Source organism: Shimia biformata (assembly GCF_016888515.1).
Lineage (GTDB): Bacteria > Pseudomonadota > Alphaproteobacteria > Rhodobacterales > Rhodobacteraceae > Shimia_A > Shimia_A biformata.
Genome location: NZ_JAFEJK010000004.1, coordinates 31,971 through 50,778 on the forward strand (window position 1 = coordinate 31,971; position 18,808 = coordinate 50,778).

The following is an 18,808-nucleotide window of genomic DNA, read 5'->3' on the forward strand; positions in this document are numbered from 1 at the left end:
CAGGTCGGGAAAAGAGAGGTCCGCCATGCCGCTTGCCATGAACCGCGAGGTTTTCATCACCTGTGCCGTCACCGGGTCGGGCGGGACACAGGGCCGCAGCCCGCATGTCCCGCGATCTCCGAAACAGATCGCCGACAGCGCCATTGCCGCGGCCAAGGCTGGGGCGGCGATCGTGCATTGCCACGTGCGCGACCCCGAAACCGGCGCGCCCAGCCGCGATCTGGCGTATTACCGAGAGGTCACAGAACGCATCCGCGACAGTGACACCGACGTGGTCCTGAACCTGACTGCCGGCATGGGTGGCGACATCGTCTTTGGCGGCACCGAAACGCCGCTGCCCCCCGTTGCGGGCACCGATATGGTCGGCGCAACCGAACGTGTGGCCCATGTCGCCGAGTGCCTGCCCGAGATTTGCACACTGGATTGCGGCACGATGAATTTCGCCGAGGCCGATTACGTCATGACCAACACGCCGGGCATGTTGCAGGCGATGGGGCGAATGATGACCGAGCTTGGCGTAAAGCCCGAGATCGAGGCGTTTGACACCGGCCACCTGTGGTATGCCAAGCAACTGGTTGCAGATGGCGTTTTGGAATCGGATGCGCTGGTACAACTGTGCATGGGGGTGCCTTGGGGCGCGCCGGATGACCTCAACACCTTCATGGCCATGGTTAACAACGTGCCGCAGGACTGGACGTTCAGCGCGTTTTCGCTGGGCCGCAACCAGATGGCCTATGTCGCGGCGGCGGTACTGGCAGGCGGCAACGTGCGTGTCGGGCTTGAGGACAATCTATGGCTGGACAAGGGGGTGCTGGCCGAAAACTGGCAACTGGTCGAACGAGCAGGCACGATCATCGAGAACATGGGAGCGCGGGTCATTGGCCCCGCCGAGGTGCGCGAAAAACTGCGTCTGACCAAGCGGGCGCCGGTTTCAAAGTGAACCAAACGCCGGTCCCGGACGTTCAAGAGGTGACCTTGATCGCTGACCTGAAGGAGACACCCGTGATCCGCCTTGTTGCCGCCCTTTCCCTGATGCTTGCCACCACGCCCGCCATTGCCGACAGCTATCGCGATACCGCCGTTCCGATGCAGGTCGACACCGGGCTGGACCTGAACCGCTATTCCGGGCTTTGGTATGAAATCGCCCGGTTTCCCAACCGATTCGAGAAAAACTGCTTTGCCGTGACCGCGGAATACGCACTGCGCGAGGACGGCAAGATTTCGGTGGTGAACACCTGCCGGACGGGGGCGGTGGACGGCCCCGTGAAACAGGCGGAAGGCGTGGCAATTGTCGCGGAACCCGGCAAGCTTGAGGTAGGCTTTGCGCCGGGATCCAGTGTCCTGCCGTTTCTGCGCGGGGACTACTGGGTTCTGGATGTGACGCCCGATTACTCGGTTGCCGTTGTAGGAACTCCTGCGGGCAGGACCGGCTGGATCCTGGCGCGCAGCCCGCAGATTTCAGATGCGGCGCTCAGCGAAGCGATGCAGGTTCTCTCCGACAACGGCTATGATGTGACTGAACTGCGTGCAGTGCCGCAGATGGAAAGGTAAACAGCCCATGCCCACGGTCCTCTGTTTCGGAGACAGCAACACGTTCGGCACTCCGCCGATGGTGCATCTTGAGGACAAGCGGCGGTTCGGGCCGGATATCCGCTGGCCGTGGGTAATGCGGCGGGCGCTGGGCGAGCGCTGGCATCTGGTCGAGGAAGGAAACCCGGGCCGCACCACCACGCGCGACGACCCTGACGTGGGACCACACCGCAACGCCACCCGCGTCTTTCCGGCGATTCTCGAAAGCCATTGGCCGATCGACGTGATGGTGTTCATGCTCGGGACCAATGACCTGAAGGCGGTGCATGGCGTCGCAGCAGATACCATTGCCGAAGACATCCGCGGTCTGATCACATTCGCCAAAGGCACCGGATTTGTCGCCCGGACCCTGCTGGTCTGCCCGCCCATGGTGCAGGAACGCGGCTGTCTGGCCGAAGTCTTTGCCGGGGCCGAGGCGCGGGGGCAGGGGCTGGCCGATCATATCCACGCCGTTGCGGCCAAGACCGGGGCAGCGTTTTTCGACGCCAATTCGGTGATTGCGACCGATCCGCTGGATGGCGTGCATTTCGGTCCCGAGGCGCATGACGCGCTGGGGCGGGCGCTGGCGGATGAAGTTGCGAAGCTGATGGGGGCATCATGACAAAAACGGCAGCGATCATCGGTGGCGGCGTGATTGGCGGCGGGTGGGCCGCGCGGTTCCTGCTGAACGGCTGGGATGTGCGGGTCTTTGATCCCGATCCCGAAGCACAGCGCAAGATCGGCGAAGTGCTGGCCAATGCCCGCCGCGCTTTGCCAGGTCTTAGCGATGCGCCCCTGCCGCCCGAGGGTGCACTCAGTTTTCACGACACCATGTCGGACGCGGTCGCCGGGGCGGAATGGATACAGGAGAGCGTGCCGGAACGGTTGGACCTGAAACGCAAAGTGTTCCAGACCCTTCAGGAACATTGCGATCCGGGGGTGATCATCGGCTCGTCCACCTCTGGGTTCAAGCCGTCCGAGTTGCAGGGCTGCGCTTCACGCCCCGACCAGATCGTGGTCACGCACCCCTTCAACCCGGTCTACCTGTTGCCGCTCATCGAACTGGTGACGACACCACAGAACCCGGACGCGCTGATTGCCCGCGCCAAAGAGACGCTTGAGGGTCTTGGCCTGTTCCCGCTGCACCTGAAAAAGGAAATCGACGCCCATGTCGCGGACCGGTTCCTGGAAGCGGTCTGGCGCGAGGCGCTGTGGCTGGTCAAGGACGGCATTGCCACCACCGAAGAGATCGACGAGGCGATCCGCATGGGGTTCGGTATCCGCTGGGCGCAGATGGGTCTGTTTGACACCTATCGCGTGGCGGGCGGCGAGGCCGGGATGCGGCATTTCATGGCGCAGTTCGGCCCGGCGCTGGAATGGCCATGGACCAAGTTGATGGATGTGCCCGAGTTCAACGACGAATTGGTCGACCTGATCGCGGGCCAGTCGGATGCGCAGTCAGGCCATATCCCGATCCGCCAGATGGAGCGGATCCGTGATGACAACCTCGTGTCGATGATGCGGGCGCTGAAAGGACAGGACTGGGGCGCGGGGGCGGTGATGAATGCCCATGACCGCCGCTTGTCCGAACAAGGCGCGATGCCGCGCGACATGGACGGGATCGGCGACCTCTCTCAACCCGTCCTGACCCAGCGCCGCGCCGTGCCGGTCGATTGGCTGGACTACAATGGCCACATGACCGAAAGCCGTTATTTGCAGGCTTTTGCCGACGCCACCGACCGGCTGATGGAGATCATCGGCTGCAATCAGGACTATATCGCTTCGGGCGGCAGCTATTTTACCGCCGAAACCCATATCCGCCATATCGATGAGGCGAAGCTGGGCGAGGTGATCGAGGTCCGCACCCGTGTCCTTAGAGGCGAGGGCAAGAAGATGCACCTGTGGCACGAGATGTTTTGCGGCGACCGATTGCTGGCCACGGGCGAGCATTTCCTTTTGCATGTCAGCCTTGAAACCCGCCGCCCTTCGCCGCCTTCGGCCGAGATCGCGCAGAACCTGAGCGCGCTTGTGGCGGCTCATGCCGGTCTGCCCGCACCCGAAGGGGCGGGGCGGTATGTGGGGCAGCCGCGCTAAAGCTGGTTGCGCAGCGCGATGGCGTGATCGGGCAGCATCCGCGCTGTCACCGTCGCCTGCCGGACAAGGTTGTCGAAATGGGTGGTGAAATTCTCCACCCGTTCGCTGTCGCGGAAGGCAAGGTAGTTCCGCCCCAGATACAGAACCGCAAGAAGCGGGCCAAACACCGTGATGGGGGATGAATAAAGCTGGCGCGCGTCAAACAGGTAAACGCGCAGGCGGGGATAGATCTCGGCGCTGATCTCGGCGAAATGGTCCAACTGGCGGCGGCGGATGTCGATGGGCACCCCGCGATAATAACCTTCTGCGGCGGCAAAGGCGGCAAGGTCATGCATCGGCAGCGCGATCTCGTAATCCGAAGGTGAGGCACGCATCCAGTCCAGCCGGTCGCGCGAGGCATTGATCGCTTGTTCGGTGGTGCGGCCCAGATGGGGCGAGTATTCCCATTCCAGCATCTCGGGCGTTTTCAGCATATCGGGCAGCCCCGCCGGAACGTGGCGGATCTTGTAGCCCATCGCCTCTTGGTGCCAGGCAAAGATCTGTTCGTCGACCAGCGCGCGCGGCGCTTCGGTCAGGGTCAGGCTGTTGGCCAGCACATCGGCGGCCCGCTCTGGCCGGTCCGTCAGCCCCAGAAGCCAGTCCGCCGACACCCCCAGCGCAAAGGCGCATTCCCCCAACACATGGGCGTTGGGCAGGCGTGCGCCCTCATCCTTCAGAAGCTGGGAAATGGTAGATCGGTCGACACCAATGGCGCGGGCAAGGGCGCTTTGGTTGCTGTCCCGGTCCCGCATGGCACGCGCCAGGCGGGTACGAAACAGGTCGGCGCGGTCTCGTTTGTCTATTTTTTCACTCATATGGTGAGAAATATCACAATTGCCGAGTTTTGTGAACCAAAGCCCGAATTCCGCAAGTCCCGGGGGCGGTGTAACGCTTTTGTGAAGATCGCGAAAAGAGGACCAAATGGAAAGCCGCACAAGAACGGTCGTGAAGGCCGTCATCTGGAATGTCATCGGACTGATTGTCATGTCGGTCGTTGGACTGATCTCGACGGGGTCAGTTGCCCTTGGCGGCATGATGGCGTTGATCAATACCGCAGTCGGGTTGGCATTCTACGTCATCTATGAACGGGTCTGGACGGCGATCCGCTGGGGGCGCCATGTCTGATCGGCGCGTGATCGGATTTGATATCGAATGGCCGACATTGGCCATGATCGGCTTGTGTTACGGTCTGTTTGCTCTCGGCACGACCTGGGCAACGGCGCTGTGGCTGCCTCTGGGCATGGCGTTCACCACGCTTGCCATAGCTCTGCATTCCTCGCTGTCTCACGAGGTCCTGCACGGCCACCCGTTCAACAATCGCGCCGCGTCCGAGGCGCTGGTTTTTCCTGCCGTCGGCCTGTTCATCCCTTACCTCAGGTTCCGCGACACCCATCTGGCGCATCATCAGGATTCGATCCTGACCGATCCTTATGACGACCCGGAATCGAACTATCTGGACCCACTTGTCTGGGATGCGTTGCCGGGGTGGAGAAAAGTGCTTCACCGTTTCAACAACACGCTTCTGGGGCGCTTGGTCATTGGGCCGGCGCTGGGGCAGGCAAGTTTCATGGCAAACGACTGGCAGGCGATCCGGGGCGGGAACCGGGCGGTTTTGAAGGGCTGGATGTGGCACGTTCCGGCGCTGATGCTGACGCTGGTCTGGGTGGTGTTCGTGGCCAGGATGCCGTTCTGGGCCTACCTGATCTGCGCCTATGCCGCCCTGTCGGTCCTGAAGATCCGCACCTTCCTTGAGCATCAGGCACATGAACGTGCCCGTGGTCGTACGGTCATTATCGAGGACAAGGGGCCGCTTTCGTGGATGTTCCTCAACAACAATCTGCACGTCGTCCATCACATGCACCCCAAGATGCCCTGGTACCGGCTTCCGAAGCTGTTTGCCGCCAATCGCGACCGATACCTGTCGCGCAATGATGGCTATTACTTCCGCTCATACCGGCAGGTGTTTCGGCAGTATTTCTGGCGCGCCAAGGACCCGGTGCCGCATCCGCTCTGGTCAGGGCGCGGAAACTAGGCCACAACTGCGCGGATGAGCGCATGGGTCTTCATTTCAATCGCAGCGGCAGCGTTTCAAACGTTGCGTTTCATGCTGCAAAAGCACCTCAGCACTGGTGAACTCAGCACCGGTGGCGCGACATTTGCGCGGTTTGCCTATTCCGCGCCCTTCATCACCCTGCTGACGGCCGCATACTGGCAGGTCACCCCGGACACACCCGGTGCCCTTTCGGGCGTGTTCTGGGCTTATGCGCTGGTTGGCGGGCTGGCCCAGATATTGGCGACATGGTGCGTGGTGGCGATCTTTGCCAGCCGCAATTTCGCCGTCGGCATAACCTTCAAGAAGACCGAAGTCGTCCTGACCGCGCTGGTTGGCTTTGTGGTGCTGGGCGACAGCATCAGCCTGTCGGGGTTGATCGCCATTCTGATCGGGCTGATCGGAGTGCTGATCCTGTCGGAAATGCCCGGCGGGGCGGGTGGCTGGGCGCGGCGTCTGATCAACCGCGCGGCGGGGTTGGGCCTGTTGTCTGGGGTGTTCTTTGCCGTTTCCGCGGTGGCCTATCGCGGCGCAACGCTTGAGATTTCCAGCACAGATCCGCTGATGCGCGCGTCGCTGTCACTGATGGCGGTCACGCTGTCTCAGGCCATTGGCATGGCGCTGTGGCTGGGTTGGCGCGAAAAAGGAGAGCTGAGCCGCGTCTGGGCCGCGCGGCGCACGGCGGTCTGGACCGGGATCACCGGGCTCGCCGGGTCCTTGTGCTGGTTCACGGCCTTCACGCTTCAGAACGCGGCCTATGTCTTTGCCGTTGGTCAGGTCGAGGTGATTTTCTCGATCGCCGCCTCGGTTCTGTTCTTCCGCGAAAAGATCACAGGGCGCGAGGTCACGGGTATCGCGCTTCTCAGCCTGTCAATTGTGGCGCTGGTCCTGCTGCACTGAACGCGCGCGTCATTCGTCCCGCGCATCGGGGCTGCGCCCTTTCAGGCGCAGGAACAGGCTTTCCTCGTCATCGTTCTTGAAAAACGGCACGCTGTAGGGCGGCGCGGTGTCATGCAGGCGGCCTTCGACCTCGGCAAGAACGACCTCGGTGATGAACGGCAGGTCAAACTCGCGCGCCTTTTTCAGGGGAATCCATTGCAGGTGCGAGAGCTCGTCATGGGCCGATGAGAAATCGTCCAGATCACTGACCAGCGCATCCGCGTCCAGCAGGAAGAAACGCGCGTCGAAACGGCGCGGGCGGCCCGGAGGCGTAATCGCACGAAACACGAATTGCAGGGCATTGGCGGTTGGAACATGGCCGGTATCGGCGAAATCCGACCAGTCATCCGGTGGGTCGACGGGCCATGTTCCGGTCTGACCCAGAATTTGCCCGGTCTCTTCCCACAATTCGCGCACCGCCGCTGCCGCCAGCGCGTGGCTGATGTCCTTCGTGCATTGCTCGGCCAGACGGTCGCGACAGACGCGGGGCAGGGGGCGGGCCAGCGGGATGCGGGCGTCATCGGCATCCACTGCGCCGCCGGGAAAGACGAACTTGTTGGGCATGAACGCGGCCTTGGCGCCGCGCTGTCCCATCAGGATATGCGGATCGGTCTTCCTGTCGCGCAGCACGATCACCGTCGCGGCGTTGCGAATGGCGGTCTTGTCCATCTTCGCTCACTCCCCTGTGACGGGGGTCATTCGGCCGTCTTCCCAAACCCGTGCATTCGCCGGGCCCACTGAAACGCCACCACGACCCCCTTGAGCCTTGGCAGAAGGTAGAGCGAGAGCGCGACGCAGCCAACCGCGAAAATGGTGAACAGGATTAAAGGCTCGGGACGCCATGTGACAAAGACGATGTGCAGCATCGGCGCAAGGATATGCCCGACGATCAGGATCGTCAGATAGGCCGGACCATCGTCCGCCCGATGGTGGTGAAACTCTTCCCGGCAGACCGGGCACCTGTCACGCACCTTGAGATAGCTCTTCAGCAGAGGCCCATTGCCGCAATTCGGGCATTTCCGCCGCCAGCCCTTGAAAATAGCTGGCCAGAGCGGTCGGTCGTCCGCCGCCATCACCATATCAGTCATCTTGTCCTCGCTCGTCCCGTTCGCAGGATGGAAGCAAGATGGGGCATTTTGAAGGGGACAAAACCGCCCCGCGTCCCGATGTCGCAAAAAAGTCGACAAATTTTTTGCGACGGAAAGAGTCTGCGGCTCCGTAAGACACTTCAGAAAGCGGCGGAAACGTCGGTTTCAATGACAATCAAGACCCGAGACAGGAGACATAACATGAAACGGATCATTCTGCTGACCAGCGCCATTGCCGTTGCCCTGACCACGACGTCGGGCATCGCAGTCGCGCATGATGGCGAAGGCAAGGGGCCGAAGGGCAAACACCATGGCCCGCGTTTCGAGATGCTGTTCGATGAGGCCGATACCAACGGTGATGGCATGCTCAGCCGCGAGGAACTGGATGCCCATGCAAAGGCGCGTTTTGACAAGATGGACACGGACGGTGACGGTTTTATCTCGGCCGAAGAATTCGTTGCCGGGCGCGAAGCCGAGCACAAGGAGCGTATGAACAAACGTGCCGAACGCATGTTCGAACGCATGGATACGGACAAGGACGGCAAGCTGAGCTTTGAAGACATGCAGGCCCGCAGCGACCGCAAGGACAAGATGTTCGAAATGCTGGATACCGATGGCGACGGCCTGATCTCGAAGGAAGAGGCGGCGAAAGCCCGCGAAATGCGCAAGGCCGAATGGAAGAAGAAGCGCCACGGCAAGGCGGACGATCAATAAGACGTAGGGCGGGGTCGCGTCCGGATACGCGGCCCCGCTTGTCAGGTTGGCGGGAACGGGCTAGGCCAGACGTGTGACAGAGATGCCTTATGATGCGCGTGACGATGACCCGGAGGCGGCCCCGGACGAAGCGTTGTTGGTGCTTTATGCCAACGGCGACGCGGATGCCGCACGGGTTTTGACGCTACGCTTGACGCCGCAGGTTTTTGGTCATGCCTACCGGCTTCTCTCTGACCGGGCCGAGGCCGAAGACGTCACGCAAGAGGCCATGTTGCGGCTGTGGAAGCAGGCCCCGGACTGGCGGCAGGGTGAGGCCAAGGTCACGACCTGGCTGTATCGTGTGACGGCGAACCTGTGCACCGACCGTCTGCGGCGGCGGCGAGGTCAGGCGCTGGACAGCGTGGCTGAACCCGAGGACGAAACCGCAAGCGCGGCCGATCAGATACAGGCGCGCACGCGGGCCGAAGCATTGCAGGCCGCGCTTGCGACGCTGCCCGACCGACAGCGCGAGGCCGTGATCTTGCGGCACATCGAGGGTCTGGGCAATCCCGAGATCGCCGGGATCATGGGCATCGGGGTCGAGGCAGTGGAAAGCCTGGTCGCACGGGGAAAACGGGGACTGACAGCGGCCCTTCAGGGGCGCAAGGATGAGTTGGGGTATACGGAATGACCGGAAAACACGACGACACAGACGTGCTAGAGACGTTCTTCGACGCAGCCCGCGCCGATCCGTCCGCGACCCCGTCCGAGGCGCTGTTGCAGCGCATCATGGCGGATGCTGCCGCAGAGCAGTTCGCGGCAACCGCGCCTGCACCGGTGCGTGGCAAGCGCAAAGGGCCGATAGCGGCGTTGGTCGCGGCGTTGGGCGGCTGGCAGCCGGTTGGCGGGCTGGCAGTCGCAACGCTCGCCGGGGTCTGGATCGGCTTCGGGCTGTCGTCGACCTATTTACCCGACGGGTTGGACAGCCTGACAAGTGCTGGCACCGAAGTTTACCTGTCCGAGCTGTCGGGCGGGTTTGACCTGACGCTTGAGACCGAAGAAGGTTGATGCCATGAGCGAGACACAAGAAACACCGCAGCGAATGGGCCGCAAGATGCGCGTCGTGCTGATCCTTTCCCTTGGGCTGAATCTTCTGGTCATCGGCGCAGCAGTCGGGGTGGGTGCAAAAATCGCGCGGGACGGCCCGCCGCCGCATCGCGTGGACAGCGGCGCGCCTCCGTTTGTGCGGGCTTTGGATTCGCACGACCGTCGCGAAGTCGGACGGGCAATCCGCAAAGCATATCGCAACATCGGGATCGACCGGGACGGCGACCGCCAGGACTATCAGGCCGCGGTTGCCGCGCTGCGCGCCGACCCTTTCGACGTCGATGCGATGCGCGCTTTGCTCGAGCGGCAGGCAGCCACCGCGCGGACCCGGTTCACGACATCCCAGGAGGCATGGCTGGCTCATGTCATCGCAATGGATGCCAAGACCCGCCGAGCCTATGCCGACCGGCTGGAAGAGGTGCTGGAACACAAGGGGCACAAGGACCGTAAGGACAAGGGCCACAAGGACGACAAAAAGAAGCGCGACGGTCACGACGACTAAGCTGGATACTTACCTCTGACTTCTGACCGTTGCGTAGCTTAGTTTTGGCTTGGGTCAGGCGACCGGAAGGCTCATCGTGACACGGTTGCGGCCGTGCGACTTCGCCCCATAAAGCGCGCGGTCGGCCCGGTCGAGGATCGAGGCCGCCAGCTGTGACCCATCACAATAGGCGAAATTTTCCGCCAGTTCGCTGCCCATTGCCACACCGATGGAAATTGTCACCGGGATCGAGATATCCTGTCGTGCCAGAACCACGGGCGTTTGGCCGACGCGCTGGCACAGGTGGCGGGCAACATCCTGGGCGCGGGACTTGGTGGCGGTGGGCAGGGCAATCAGGAACTCTTCGCCACCGATCCGCGCGATCAGGTCCCTTGGACCCAGAACGGATCGCAGCCGACGTGCGACTTCGATCAGCACGTCGTCCCCGGCGGAGTGGCCGAAACGGTCGTTGATGCTTTTGAAATGGTCGAGATCAGCAACCATGACCGCGCAGTCCTCGCCCCCAGCGGTGGCGGCGAGGTCAGCCATGGCAGACAGTCGCGGCATGGCGTAGCGGCGATTGAACAACCCGGTCAGGGGATCGACGATGGCAGCCGTCAGACCCGATTGCACGTCGCGCAACAGCCGGTCGGTCAGGCGTTTTCGCTGCAAAAGTGCCTCAAGCCTTTGGGCGACCTCTTCTGGATCGAACCCGGCAGGCATCACGTCATCGGCGCCAAGGTCAAGCGCGTCGACCAGGACATCGCGGTTGGGGGTTTGTCCAACCACCAGTATCGCTGCGCGGCGGGTGTCCTTGTGGGCGCGCAGTTCCGCCAAAAGTCGCAGCCCATCGTCGCCATCACCCGGTCCCGGGACGATGATAACCGCGTCCGGCGCAGCGGATTTCGACAGGCTCATCATGGTTTCGCCAATGCGCTGGCTGCGGACAGTGTAGGGCACCAGCGGTTTCAGCAAAGCGCGCCATCGCAGGGCCGATCCCGCATCTCCACCCGAGATCAGCACGTTTGCGGATCCGGCAAACTCCTGTTGCGCCTCGGCCAGGCCAAAGAATTGCGCGGTGCCGCCTTTCATCCGCATTTCTTCCATCGAATCGCGACTGCGCAAAAGGCCGCGGATTCGGGCCAGAAGGAACTGGTCATCCACCGGCGCGTCCAGAACATCATCGGCGCCGGCCCGCAGTGCCGCCAGACGCAGGCGCGGTGTCGGGGTGGCGCTGACGACGATGATTGGCGTCACGGCAAGCTTCGGGTCGTTTTTCAGGTGACGGCACAACCCTTCCATCGCCTCTTTCGAGCCACCATCGCCCAGCAGCACCAGATCCGGTGGGGATGACTTGAGTGCGTCCAGTGCCTCTTCCGGCGATGCCGCCTGAACGACCTGATAGAAGGCGCCGGTCAGCTTGACCTTCAGCACGATGCGGTTCGTGGCTGTGCTGTCGACGATCAGGATCTTTCCGGGCATGGATGACGACCTCAGTGCTTGCCAACGGGTTAAACCAGTCTGTAATCGGATTGGTTAAGGAAACCTTTCGGGAGTGACAAAAAATGTCGATGACCGAGGATGCCGCCGAACTTCTGGCCTTGCGCGCGTTGGGCTGGCTGGCCGGCAATGATGAACTACTGGGCGTGTTTCTCGGTGCGTCCGGGGCTTCTGTCGATGATCTGAAATCGGCCGCCACCGACCGCGCGTTCCTTGGTTCTGTGCTTGGCTTTCTGACCATGGACGACGCGTGGGTCGTGGCATTCTGCGATACGACAGGCGACCCTTACGAGGCACCGATGATCGCCAGCGCGGTGCTTGCAGGCGAGGCCGGGCGGCACTGGACCTGAGCGCCACTTCGAAGCCCCTTGTTAATCAACACCGGGGCAGGCAGGTTGCAATCGTTACACGGGTCAACGGGCAGGCGAGGATAATGCGGGCTGACGGGATATTGTTCGACAAGGACGGCACGTTGATCGATTTCGCAGGTACCTGGAATGCCTGGGCCGGCCAGATGATCGCGGACTTTGCCGAGGGCGACATCGAAACGGCGAACCGGATTGCCGATGCCCTGGCATATGATCTGGCCAACCGAACCTTCCTGCCGCACAGCGCCATTATCGCGGGTACCAACCGCGACGCGGCCGAGGCCGTAGCATCGGCCCTGCCGGGGTCGGACGTCTCGGCCCTTGAGATTGTTCTGATGGAAAGCGCGGCCAAGGCGCCGCCGATGCCGGTCTTGAGGTTGGGCGACTATCTTGCGGGGCTTTCGGCGCAGGGTTTGCGGCTGGGCGTGATGACCAATGACACGGAATTTGCAGCGCGCGCGCACCTGCGCACGATTGGCGTCGAGCAGGATTTTGACCTGATCCTCGGTTTTGACAGCGGCTATGGCGCCAAGCCAGACCCGGACCCGCTTCTGGCGTTTGCCGACCGTATGGGGCTGGAACCTGCGCGGGTCGTCATGGTTGGTGACAGCACCCACGATCTGATTGCCGGGCGCGCGGCCGGGATGCAGACCGTCGCCGTCCTGACCGGAATGGCGGGGGCGGATGAACTTGCGCCCTTTGCCGACGTGGTGTTTCCCGATATCGGCCACATCCCCGATTGGCTGTCCGCCTGACCCTGCATTTGGCTGGCGCCATGAAATCGACAGCTTCTGTCGCTTTCGGACGTGTTTCCCCATTTGGTTTGCGTGTTTCCTGAAGACAGGGACGCGAACAGAGAGGGTGTCATGGCGGATCAGGCGACACAGGCTGGCAGAAGAAAACGCGGCGGCGGGCGCGCTGGCAATGCAGCACGGCGCGGGACGGCAGTAATTGACCAGATGCCATGGCGGATCCCCGTCAATACCGACCGTCCGACCGAACCTCTGACCGAGGAGGGCGTCGCCGCGATCCACGAGGGCGCGATGCGGATCCTCGAAGAGATTGGGATTGAATTCTTCAACGCCGAATCTCGCGCCATCCTCAAAGAGGCCGGTTGCACGGTTTCAGGTGATACCGTCCGCATGGGCCGAGACTTCGTTATGGAGATGGTGGCCAAGGCGCCCGAAAGCTGGACCCTGACCCCGCGCAATCCCGACAGAACCCTGACCATTGGCGGTAATCACATTGTGTTCGGCAATGTCTCGTCCCCGCCGAATTACTGGGATCTGGAACTGGGCCGCAAGGTGCCGGGTACCCGCGAACAATGCGCCAACCTTCTGAAACTGACACAATATTTCAACTGTATCCACTTTGCCGGGGGTTATCCGGTTGAGCCGCAGGACATTCATGCCTCGGTCCGGCATCTTGATGTCCTCTATGACAAGCTGACGCTGACCGACAAGGTGGCCCATACCTATTCGCTGGGGGCCGAACGGGTCGAAGATGCGATGGAGATGGTGCGGATTGCCGGTGGTCTGACCCATGAGGAGTTTGACGCCACGCCGCGCATGTACACGAACATCAACTCGACCTCGCCTTTGAAACATGACGAGCCGATGATGGATGGCTGGATGCGGCTGGCGCGGCGTGGGCAGGGGCTGGTGGTGACGCCGTTCACGCTGGCGGGCGCGATGGCGCCCGTGACCATGGCGGGCGCGGTGGCGCAGTCATTGGCCGAGGGGCTGTGCGCGATTGCCCTGGCGCAGTACATCCGTCCGGGCGCGCCCTGCGCGATCGGGACGTTTACCTCGAATGTCGACATGAAGTCCGGCGCCCCGGCCTTCGGCACCCCGGAATACATGCGCGCAACCCAGATGACCGGGCAGATGGCGCGGTTCTACAAGCTGCCGATGCGCGCCAGCGGCGTCTGTGCGGCCAACGTGCCCGACGGTCAGGCCATGTGGGAGACGTCGAACTCGCTCTGGTCGGCGGTCCAGTCGGGCACCAATATGGTTTATCACGCCGCTGGCTGGCTTGAAGGCGGGCTGATCGCGAGCCCTGAAAAATTCATCATGGATTGCGAAGTGCTGCAGATGATCCAGCGCTATTTCGAACCTTCGATCACCGCGACCGGCCCGGATGAGATTGCCCTGGACGCAATTCGCGACGTTGGCAGTGCCGGACATTTCTTTGGCATCCAGCATACGCAGGACCGCTATACCACCGCATTCTATCAGCCCTTCGTGTCGGACTGGCGCAACTACGAGGCGTGGGAAGCGGCCGGAGCGGTCTGGACGCCAGAACGTGCGCATCAGATCTTCAAGGACATACTTGCCAGCTTCGAAGCCCCGCCAATGGATGAGGCCATCCGCGAGGAACTCGCCGCTTTTGTGGCCCGCCGCAAAGAAGAAGGCGGCGCACCAACCGACTTCTGATCCCCGATTGGTCACGCAAACAAAACTGTTTTCGCACGGCATTTGACCCTAGAGTTCCGGGAAAGCCGTGAGGGACGTCACATGCGAAACGAAACCGGGGACCTTGGAGGCCGCCTTTTGATGGCTCTGATCGGGGGGCTGGCGGGCCTGTCCCTGTGGGCATTGATCGAGTGGCTGGACGATGTTCTGATCAGCCCGCATCTCTATCTTGTGGTGACAACCGCAGTGGCCGGCTTCTTCTCGGTTCTCCTGGCGCTGGCGGGCCCGGCACGTATTGGGGTTTCGGTGCTTGCCGCGGCAATTCTGGCCGGGCTGGGAGCGGCGCTGATCGGCTGGTCCTCACTGCGCTACGATGCGCTTGATCCGTTCATCGAAGGCAGTTACGCGCTTCTGGCGTGGGGGGTCTTCCTGTTCGTCGCGACGCCGATTGCCTCGGCCATGCTGGAAGTTCGGGGGCGCTGGCCGGACTATGCGCATCTGTTCGACCACAGCTGGAACATCGTCGTCCGCTATGCCGCCGCGTGGATTTTTGTCAGCATCTTCTGGCTGGTTCTGTTTCTGTCGAATGCGTTGCTCGAGATGGTCGGGATCACCTTGATCGAGGACTTGATCGACATCGACGCCGTGCCCTTTGCCCTGAGCGGCCTGATGCTGGGACTGGCGCTGTCGGTGGTGCATGAGATGCGGGCCTATGTCTCGCCCTTCCTGATTCTTCGCCTGCTGCGGCTTCTCTTGCCGCTGCTGGTGGTCGTGGTCGCGGTTTTTATCGCCGCGCTGCCTTTCCGTGGCCTCGACGGGCTGTTCCGCAACTTTTCCGCCGCGACCACGTTGATGGCAGTGGCGCTGGGCGCGATCACGCTGATCTCGACTGCCCTGGACAAAAATGACCGCGAGGCCGTGTCAGCAGGTTGGATGAAGACCGCGACGCGGGTTTTGGCCCTCTTGTTGCCCGTGGTTTCCGGGCTTGCGCTTTATGCGGTCTGGTTGCGCTTTGGGCAATATGGCTGGACACCGGACCGGGTGGCGGCGGCCACTGCTGCGGGGTTTGCTTTGGCATATGCGCTGGTCTATGCGGTCTCCGTGGTCATGGGCGCGGGCTGGATGGCGCGCATCCGTGCAGCCAATGTGGTGATGGCGGCGCTTGTTGTACTGGTCTCGTGCCTGTGGCTGACACCGCTGTTCAACGCCGAGAAGATTTCGGCCAATAGCCAGCTCGCCCGCTGGATGCGTGGCGGTGTGACCGTTGGCCAGATGCCGCTTTGGGAAATGGCGCGTGACTGGGGGCAACCCGGCCGTGCCGCACTTGCCGAGTTGGACGCGCTGCCCGGTGAAGACACAGCCGAGCTGCAGGTCGCCATAACCAAGGCGCGCGAAACTGACACGTTTTTCGAATACGACCGGGAAACTGCGGTTCTGGACAAGTCTGATCGGATCGAGAAGCTGCACGGGTCGATTTCGTTTCGGCCGGAAAACGAAACCCTGTCTCTGGCCACTCTGGGCACGCTTGGCGACTATGTCTTTCAAGACTGGGAGGACGTCTGCATTGGCGCAGCACCACCGGGCTGCGTGATGGTTCTGTCGCAGTTCGACCCCGGCGAACGGGGGCTGGAAGGCGTGATGCTGCTGCCCCGCAAGGGAGGCCTTGATACCTATGATGCCGTATCCCTTCGCGTGATCGACGGCAACCTGGTGCTGGGCCGTTACGTCGATGCCATGGCCGGATCGGGCCGGGTCGATCTGACTCAGGATGATGTGCGCGATGTGCTCAACGGGAACTGGCGCGCCGCTGCCCCCCGGAAAAAGGCGCTGTGGATCCGCGGCAAGGAGATTTTCCCTAAGAATTGATCTTTTGAGGAAGTCTTAAACCTTCTGCCCCACCTTGATGGCAATGGCGCGCTGGCGTCGGTTCAGATGGGGACAGGAATGCACGGGCTGGTCAACAGGTCGATACAAGGTTTCGTTCAGGACAACTTCGGACGCGCGCGGTGGGTGGAGATCGCCCATCTTGCCGGGCTGGAATTCGTCGAGTTCGAAACCATGCTGCATTACCCTGACCGTATGACGCTTCAGGTCATCGACGCAATCACGAGAACTTTTGGCACGCCCTATGACACGGTGCTTGAGGATGTCGGCACCTATCTGGTTGCCAATCCCAAGGTTCAGGCAGTGCGGCGGCTTTTGCGGTTTGGCGGTGCCGATTTTGTCGAGTTCCTGCATTCACTTGACGAATTGCCCGAACGCGCCCGCCTTGCGGTGGACGACCTCGACCCGCCGCGGCTGGAGCTGCGGGAACATAGCTGCAACATGTTCAGCCTGCGCGTCGACTCCCGCTATCCGGGCTGCGGCCACGTGCTGGTCGGCATGCTGCGGGCAATGGCGGATGATTACGGCACACTGGTTCTGCTTGAACACATGGGGCGGGTGCAACGATCCGAGTTGATCGACATTACCGTGATCGAAACGGCCTTTGCTGATGGGCGAGCCTTTGACCTGGGCGCGCGGGCCGTGGGATGAGTGCGGTTGCCATCGATGCCGGGATGCTGGACCTGATTTGTCCGATGCACCTGCGCCTGTCCGGAACCGGGCACGTGACCCATGCCGGGCCCACCGCAGCCAAACTGGTTGATCGGCCGGTCGCGGGCCAAAGGTTTCTTGAGTTGTTCGAATTGATCCACCCGCGCGACGTCCGCGCCTTTGCCGACCTGATGACACATGTCGGAGTGCCGCTGCGCCTGCGCCTGAGGTGTCCGCCCGCGACCCGCCTCAAGGGGCTTCTGGTGCCGCAGGCCTGCGGCGGGGCCATCGTAAACCTGTCGTTTGGTATCTCTTTGCCGGACGCGGTTGGGCAGTTCGGGTTGAATAGCGCGGATTTCGCACTGACCGACCTCGCCATGGAAATGCTGTTCCTCGTTGAGGCAAAATCGGCGGCGATGGCGGCCTCGCGCAAACTGAACCTGCGGCTGCAGGGCGCGATGGTTGAGGCCGAGGAGAAGGCATTTACCGACACGTTGACCGGTCTCAAGAACCGCCGCGCGGTGAACCATATCCTGCCGCGTCTCATTGCCGGCGGCGGGGGGTTTTCGGTCATGCAGTTGGACCTTGATTTCTTCAAGTCGGTGAATGACACTCGCGGACACGCCGCTGGCGATCATGTGCTGCGGGAAGTCGCTGCTATCCTTCGGGCCGAAACCCGTGACAGCGATTGCGTCGCCCGGACCGGCGGTGACGAGTTTCTGCTGATCTTCGCCGAACTGACCGACAGACGCCGCCTTCAGGATATCGCAGACCGCATCATTTCACGTTGCCGTGTGCCGATCCCGTTCGAAGGAACGACGTGCGAGATTTCAGCCAGCATCGGAATCGCGATTTCGGACGTGACCGACCCGCTGACCGAGGACCGGATCCTGGGTGATTCCGACCTTGCGCTTTACGCGTCGAAACACGCGGGGCGGGGGCAGGCCACGCTGTTTGATCCGGCCATCCACACGGACGCGGTGGGCGTTTGAGCTAAAGCACCTCAAGCCGTTTGCGGGCTTCGGATGTCATGAAGTCCACGAAAAGCCGGATCTTGGGATCCTGAAACTTGCGGTGCGGGTAAAGGCACCCGAAACTGGCCGGCATCGGCGGGGTCTGGGGCAGCAGTTCCACCAGGTCGCCGCTGGCCAGATGACGTGCCACGTCAAATCGCGGCTTGTTGGCAATGCCGCGCCCATCCAGTGCCCATTCGGTCAACACGTCACCGTCATCGGCATCGAAACGCCCCGTGACCTCAAGCTTGCGCGGGCCCTCAGGGGTTTTCAGTGTCCAGAAATACTCGGGCGACCGGGGAAACCGGAGGAGCAGGCAGTTATGGCCGCGCAACAGGTCCTCGGGCCGTTCCGGTTCCCCGAACCTCTCGACATAGGACGGTGCGGCGACCAAAACCCGGTCACAGTCCTTGATCTTGCGCAGCTTCAAGTTGGAATCGACCAGTTCACCCAGCACGAAGGCGACATCCAGCCCGTCTTCGAACATGTCGACCTTGCGATCCGACAGGCGCAGCCGGATTTGCACCTCTGGGTAGGTTTCGGAAAACCGCGGGATCAGCGGCGCGATGATGCGTCGTCCGACGCCAAGCGGGGCCGTGACGCTGATCACCCCGCGTGGCGTGTCAGAAAACCCGGCGACCACGGCCTCGGCATCCTCCAGATGTTCTATCACCGTCTTGGCGTGATCGTAAAACACCTTGCCCACCTCGGTTGGGGACAGGTTGCGCGTGGTGCGGTTGAACAACCGCACACCAAGCCGCGACTCGAGTTCCTTGACGCGATTCGACGCCACCGCCGGTGTCAGCCGCAGGTCGCGCCCGCCTGCCGTTATGCTTCCCAGTTCGACCACGCGCACAAAAACCTTGAGGCTTTCGAGATAGGGCATGACAGTCTCCTTTCGGCCTCCCGGCGGCTGAA

At 62.2% G+C, this 18,808-nt stretch carries 22 protein-coding genes; 17 read left to right on the plus strand and 5 right to left on the minus strand.

Annotated elements, in window-relative coordinates; genetic code table 11:
- The first annotated feature begins 25 nt into the window (after window positions 1-25).
- From bcoG to JQ863_RS18525, 4 genes are all read left to right on the plus strand, one after another.
- Window positions 26-940, plus strand: coding sequence for a 3-dehydrocarnitine:acetyl-CoA trimethylamine transferase BcoG (bcoG, locus tag JQ863_RS18510; RefSeq protein ID WP_204115828.1), 915 nt, complete (start codon window positions 26-28; stop codon window positions 938-940).
- Window positions 941-1,002: 62 nt separating this feature from the next.
- Entirely contained in the window at window positions 1,003-1,551 is a 549-nt protein-coding gene (locus JQ863_RS18515; RefSeq protein ID WP_338055551.1) for a lipocalin family protein, read from the plus strand.
- Between the two features lie 7 nt (window positions 1,552-1,558).
- Complete coding sequence (locus JQ863_RS18520; RefSeq protein ID WP_204115829.1) at window positions 1,559-2,191, plus strand: SGNH/GDSL hydrolase family protein; 633 nt, start codon at window positions 1,559-1,561, stop codon at window positions 2,189-2,191.
- Window positions 2,188-3,663 (plus strand): carnitine 3-dehydrogenase, encoded by a 1,476-nt coding sequence (locus JQ863_RS18525; protein ID WP_204115830.1) that lies wholly within the window; start codon window positions 2,188-2,190, stop codon window positions 3,661-3,663. Before JQ863_RS18520 ends, JQ863_RS18525 begins: the two co-directional genes overlap by 4 nt.
- Here JQ863_RS18525 and JQ863_RS18530 read toward each other — a convergent pair.
- A complete protein-coding gene (locus JQ863_RS18530) occupies window positions 3,660-4,517 on the minus strand; it encodes a helix-turn-helix domain-containing protein (RefSeq protein ID WP_204115831.1) in 858 nt (285 codons plus the stop codon). The two genes, JQ863_RS18525 and JQ863_RS18530, sit on opposite strands and share 4 nt — an antisense overlap.
- 106 nt (window positions 4,518-4,623) lie before the next feature.
- Between JQ863_RS18530 and JQ863_RS18535 the strand changes: the two genes are divergently transcribed.
- From JQ863_RS18535 to JQ863_RS18545, 3 genes are read left to right on the plus strand one after another with little or no spacing between them, the layout of a single operon-like run.
- Window positions 4,624-4,827, plus strand: coding sequence for a DUF2061 domain-containing protein (locus JQ863_RS18535; protein WP_204115832.1), 204 nt, complete (start codon window positions 4,624-4,626; stop codon window positions 4,825-4,827).
- Window positions 4,820-5,734 carry a fatty acid desaturase gene (locus JQ863_RS18540; protein WP_204115833.1) on the plus strand — a complete coding sequence of 305 codons (915 nt, stop codon included), beginning with the start codon at window positions 4,820-4,822 and terminating at the stop codon, window positions 5,732-5,734. Before JQ863_RS18535 ends, JQ863_RS18540 begins: the two co-directional genes overlap by 8 nt.
- Before the next feature lie 15 nt (window positions 5,735-5,749).
- Window positions 5,750-6,652, plus strand: a complete 903-nt coding sequence (locus JQ863_RS18545; protein ID WP_204115834.1) for a DMT family transporter — start codon at window positions 5,750-5,752, stop codon at window positions 6,650-6,652.
- A 9-nt stretch (window positions 6,653-6,661) separates the two neighbouring features.
- Here JQ863_RS18545 and JQ863_RS18550 read toward each other — a convergent pair whose 3' ends face one another.
- Both JQ863_RS18550 and JQ863_RS18555 read right to left on the minus strand, forming a co-directional pair.
- Window positions 6,662-7,360: an NUDIX hydrolase gene (locus JQ863_RS18550; protein WP_204115835.1), complete on the minus strand. Its 699-nt coding sequence runs from the start codon at window positions 7,358-7,360 to the stop codon at window positions 6,662-6,664.
- A gap of 26 nt (window positions 7,361-7,386) precedes the next feature.
- A complete protein-coding gene (locus JQ863_RS18555; protein ID WP_204115836.1) occupies window positions 7,387-7,779 on the minus strand; it encodes a DUF983 domain-containing protein in 393 nt (130 codons plus the stop codon).
- A gap of 201 nt (window positions 7,780-7,980) precedes the next feature.
- On the opposite strand from JQ863_RS18555, the gene JQ863_RS18560 reads away from it, so the two are divergent.
- From JQ863_RS18560 to JQ863_RS18575, 4 genes are all read left to right on the plus strand, one after another.
- Window positions 7,981-8,493 carry an EF-hand domain-containing protein gene (locus JQ863_RS18560; protein ID WP_204115837.1) on the plus strand — a complete coding sequence of 171 codons (513 nt, stop codon included), beginning with the start codon at window positions 7,981-7,983 and terminating at the stop codon, window positions 8,491-8,493.
- An 82-nt stretch (window positions 8,494-8,575) separates the two neighbouring features.
- Window positions 8,576-9,163 (plus strand): RNA polymerase sigma factor, encoded by a 588-nt coding sequence (locus JQ863_RS18565; RefSeq protein WP_204115838.1) that lies wholly within the window; start codon window positions 8,576-8,578, stop codon window positions 9,161-9,163.
- Window positions 9,160-9,540, plus strand: coding sequence for a hypothetical protein (locus tag JQ863_RS18570; protein ID WP_204115839.1), 381 nt, complete (start codon window positions 9,160-9,162; stop codon window positions 9,538-9,540). Before JQ863_RS18565 ends, JQ863_RS18570 begins: the two co-directional genes overlap by 4 nt.
- 4 nt (window positions 9,541-9,544) lie before the next feature.
- Window positions 9,545-10,081, plus strand: coding sequence for a periplasmic heavy metal sensor (locus tag JQ863_RS18575; RefSeq protein WP_204115840.1), 537 nt, complete (start codon window positions 9,545-9,547; stop codon window positions 10,079-10,081).
- 54 nt (window positions 10,082-10,135) lie between these two features.
- Here JQ863_RS18575 and JQ863_RS18580 read toward each other — a convergent pair whose 3' ends face one another.
- Window positions 10,136-11,542, minus strand: coding sequence for a diguanylate cyclase domain-containing protein (locus tag JQ863_RS18580; RefSeq protein ID WP_204115841.1), 1,407 nt, complete (start codon window positions 11,540-11,542; stop codon window positions 10,136-10,138).
- Window positions 11,543-11,625: 83 nt separating this feature from the next.
- Here JQ863_RS18580 and JQ863_RS18585 point away from each other — a divergent pair, with 83 nt between their 5' ends.
- The 6 genes from JQ863_RS18585 (at window position 11,626) to JQ863_RS18610 (ending at window position 17,869) form a co-directional block, all read left to right on the plus strand.
- On the plus strand, window positions 11,626-11,910 hold the full coding sequence (locus JQ863_RS18585) for a DUF3572 domain-containing protein (RefSeq protein WP_204115842.1): 285 nt from the start codon (window positions 11,626-11,628) through the stop codon (window positions 11,908-11,910).
- An 83-nt stretch (window positions 11,911-11,993) separates the two neighbouring features.
- Window positions 11,994-12,683 carry an HAD family hydrolase gene (locus tag JQ863_RS18590; RefSeq protein WP_204115843.1) on the plus strand — a complete coding sequence of 230 codons (690 nt, stop codon included), beginning with the start codon at window positions 11,994-11,996 and terminating at the stop codon, window positions 12,681-12,683.
- Between the two features lie 111 nt (window positions 12,684-12,794).
- The gene (locus JQ863_RS18595; protein ID WP_204115844.1) at window positions 12,795-14,363 is read left to right on the plus strand and encodes a trimethylamine methyltransferase family protein; all 1,569 of its coding nucleotides are present in this window, start codon (window positions 12,795-12,797) and stop codon (window positions 14,361-14,363) included.
- Window positions 14,364-14,444: 81 nt separating this feature from the next.
- On the plus strand, window positions 14,445-16,208 hold the full coding sequence (locus tag JQ863_RS18600) for a DUF4153 domain-containing protein (RefSeq protein WP_204115845.1): 1,764 nt from the start codon (window positions 14,445-14,447) through the stop codon (window positions 16,206-16,208).
- A gap of 78 nt (window positions 16,209-16,286) precedes the next feature.
- Window positions 16,287-16,877 (plus strand): heme NO-binding domain-containing protein, encoded by a 591-nt coding sequence (locus JQ863_RS18605; protein ID WP_204115902.1) that lies wholly within the window; start codon window positions 16,287-16,289, stop codon window positions 16,875-16,877.
- Entirely contained in the window at window positions 16,874-17,869 is a 996-nt protein-coding gene (locus tag JQ863_RS18610; protein WP_204115846.1) for a GGDEF domain-containing protein, read from the plus strand. Before JQ863_RS18605 ends, JQ863_RS18610 begins: the two co-directional genes overlap by 4 nt.
- A gap of 1 nt (window position 17,870) precedes the next feature.
- Here JQ863_RS18610 and JQ863_RS18615 read toward each other — a convergent pair whose 3' ends face one another.
- The gene (locus JQ863_RS18615) at window positions 17,871-18,776 is read right to left on the minus strand and encodes a LysR family transcriptional regulator (protein ID WP_204115847.1); all 906 of its coding nucleotides are present in this window, start codon (window positions 18,774-18,776) and stop codon (window positions 17,871-17,873) included.
- Window positions 18,777-18,808: the final 32 nt, after the last annotated feature.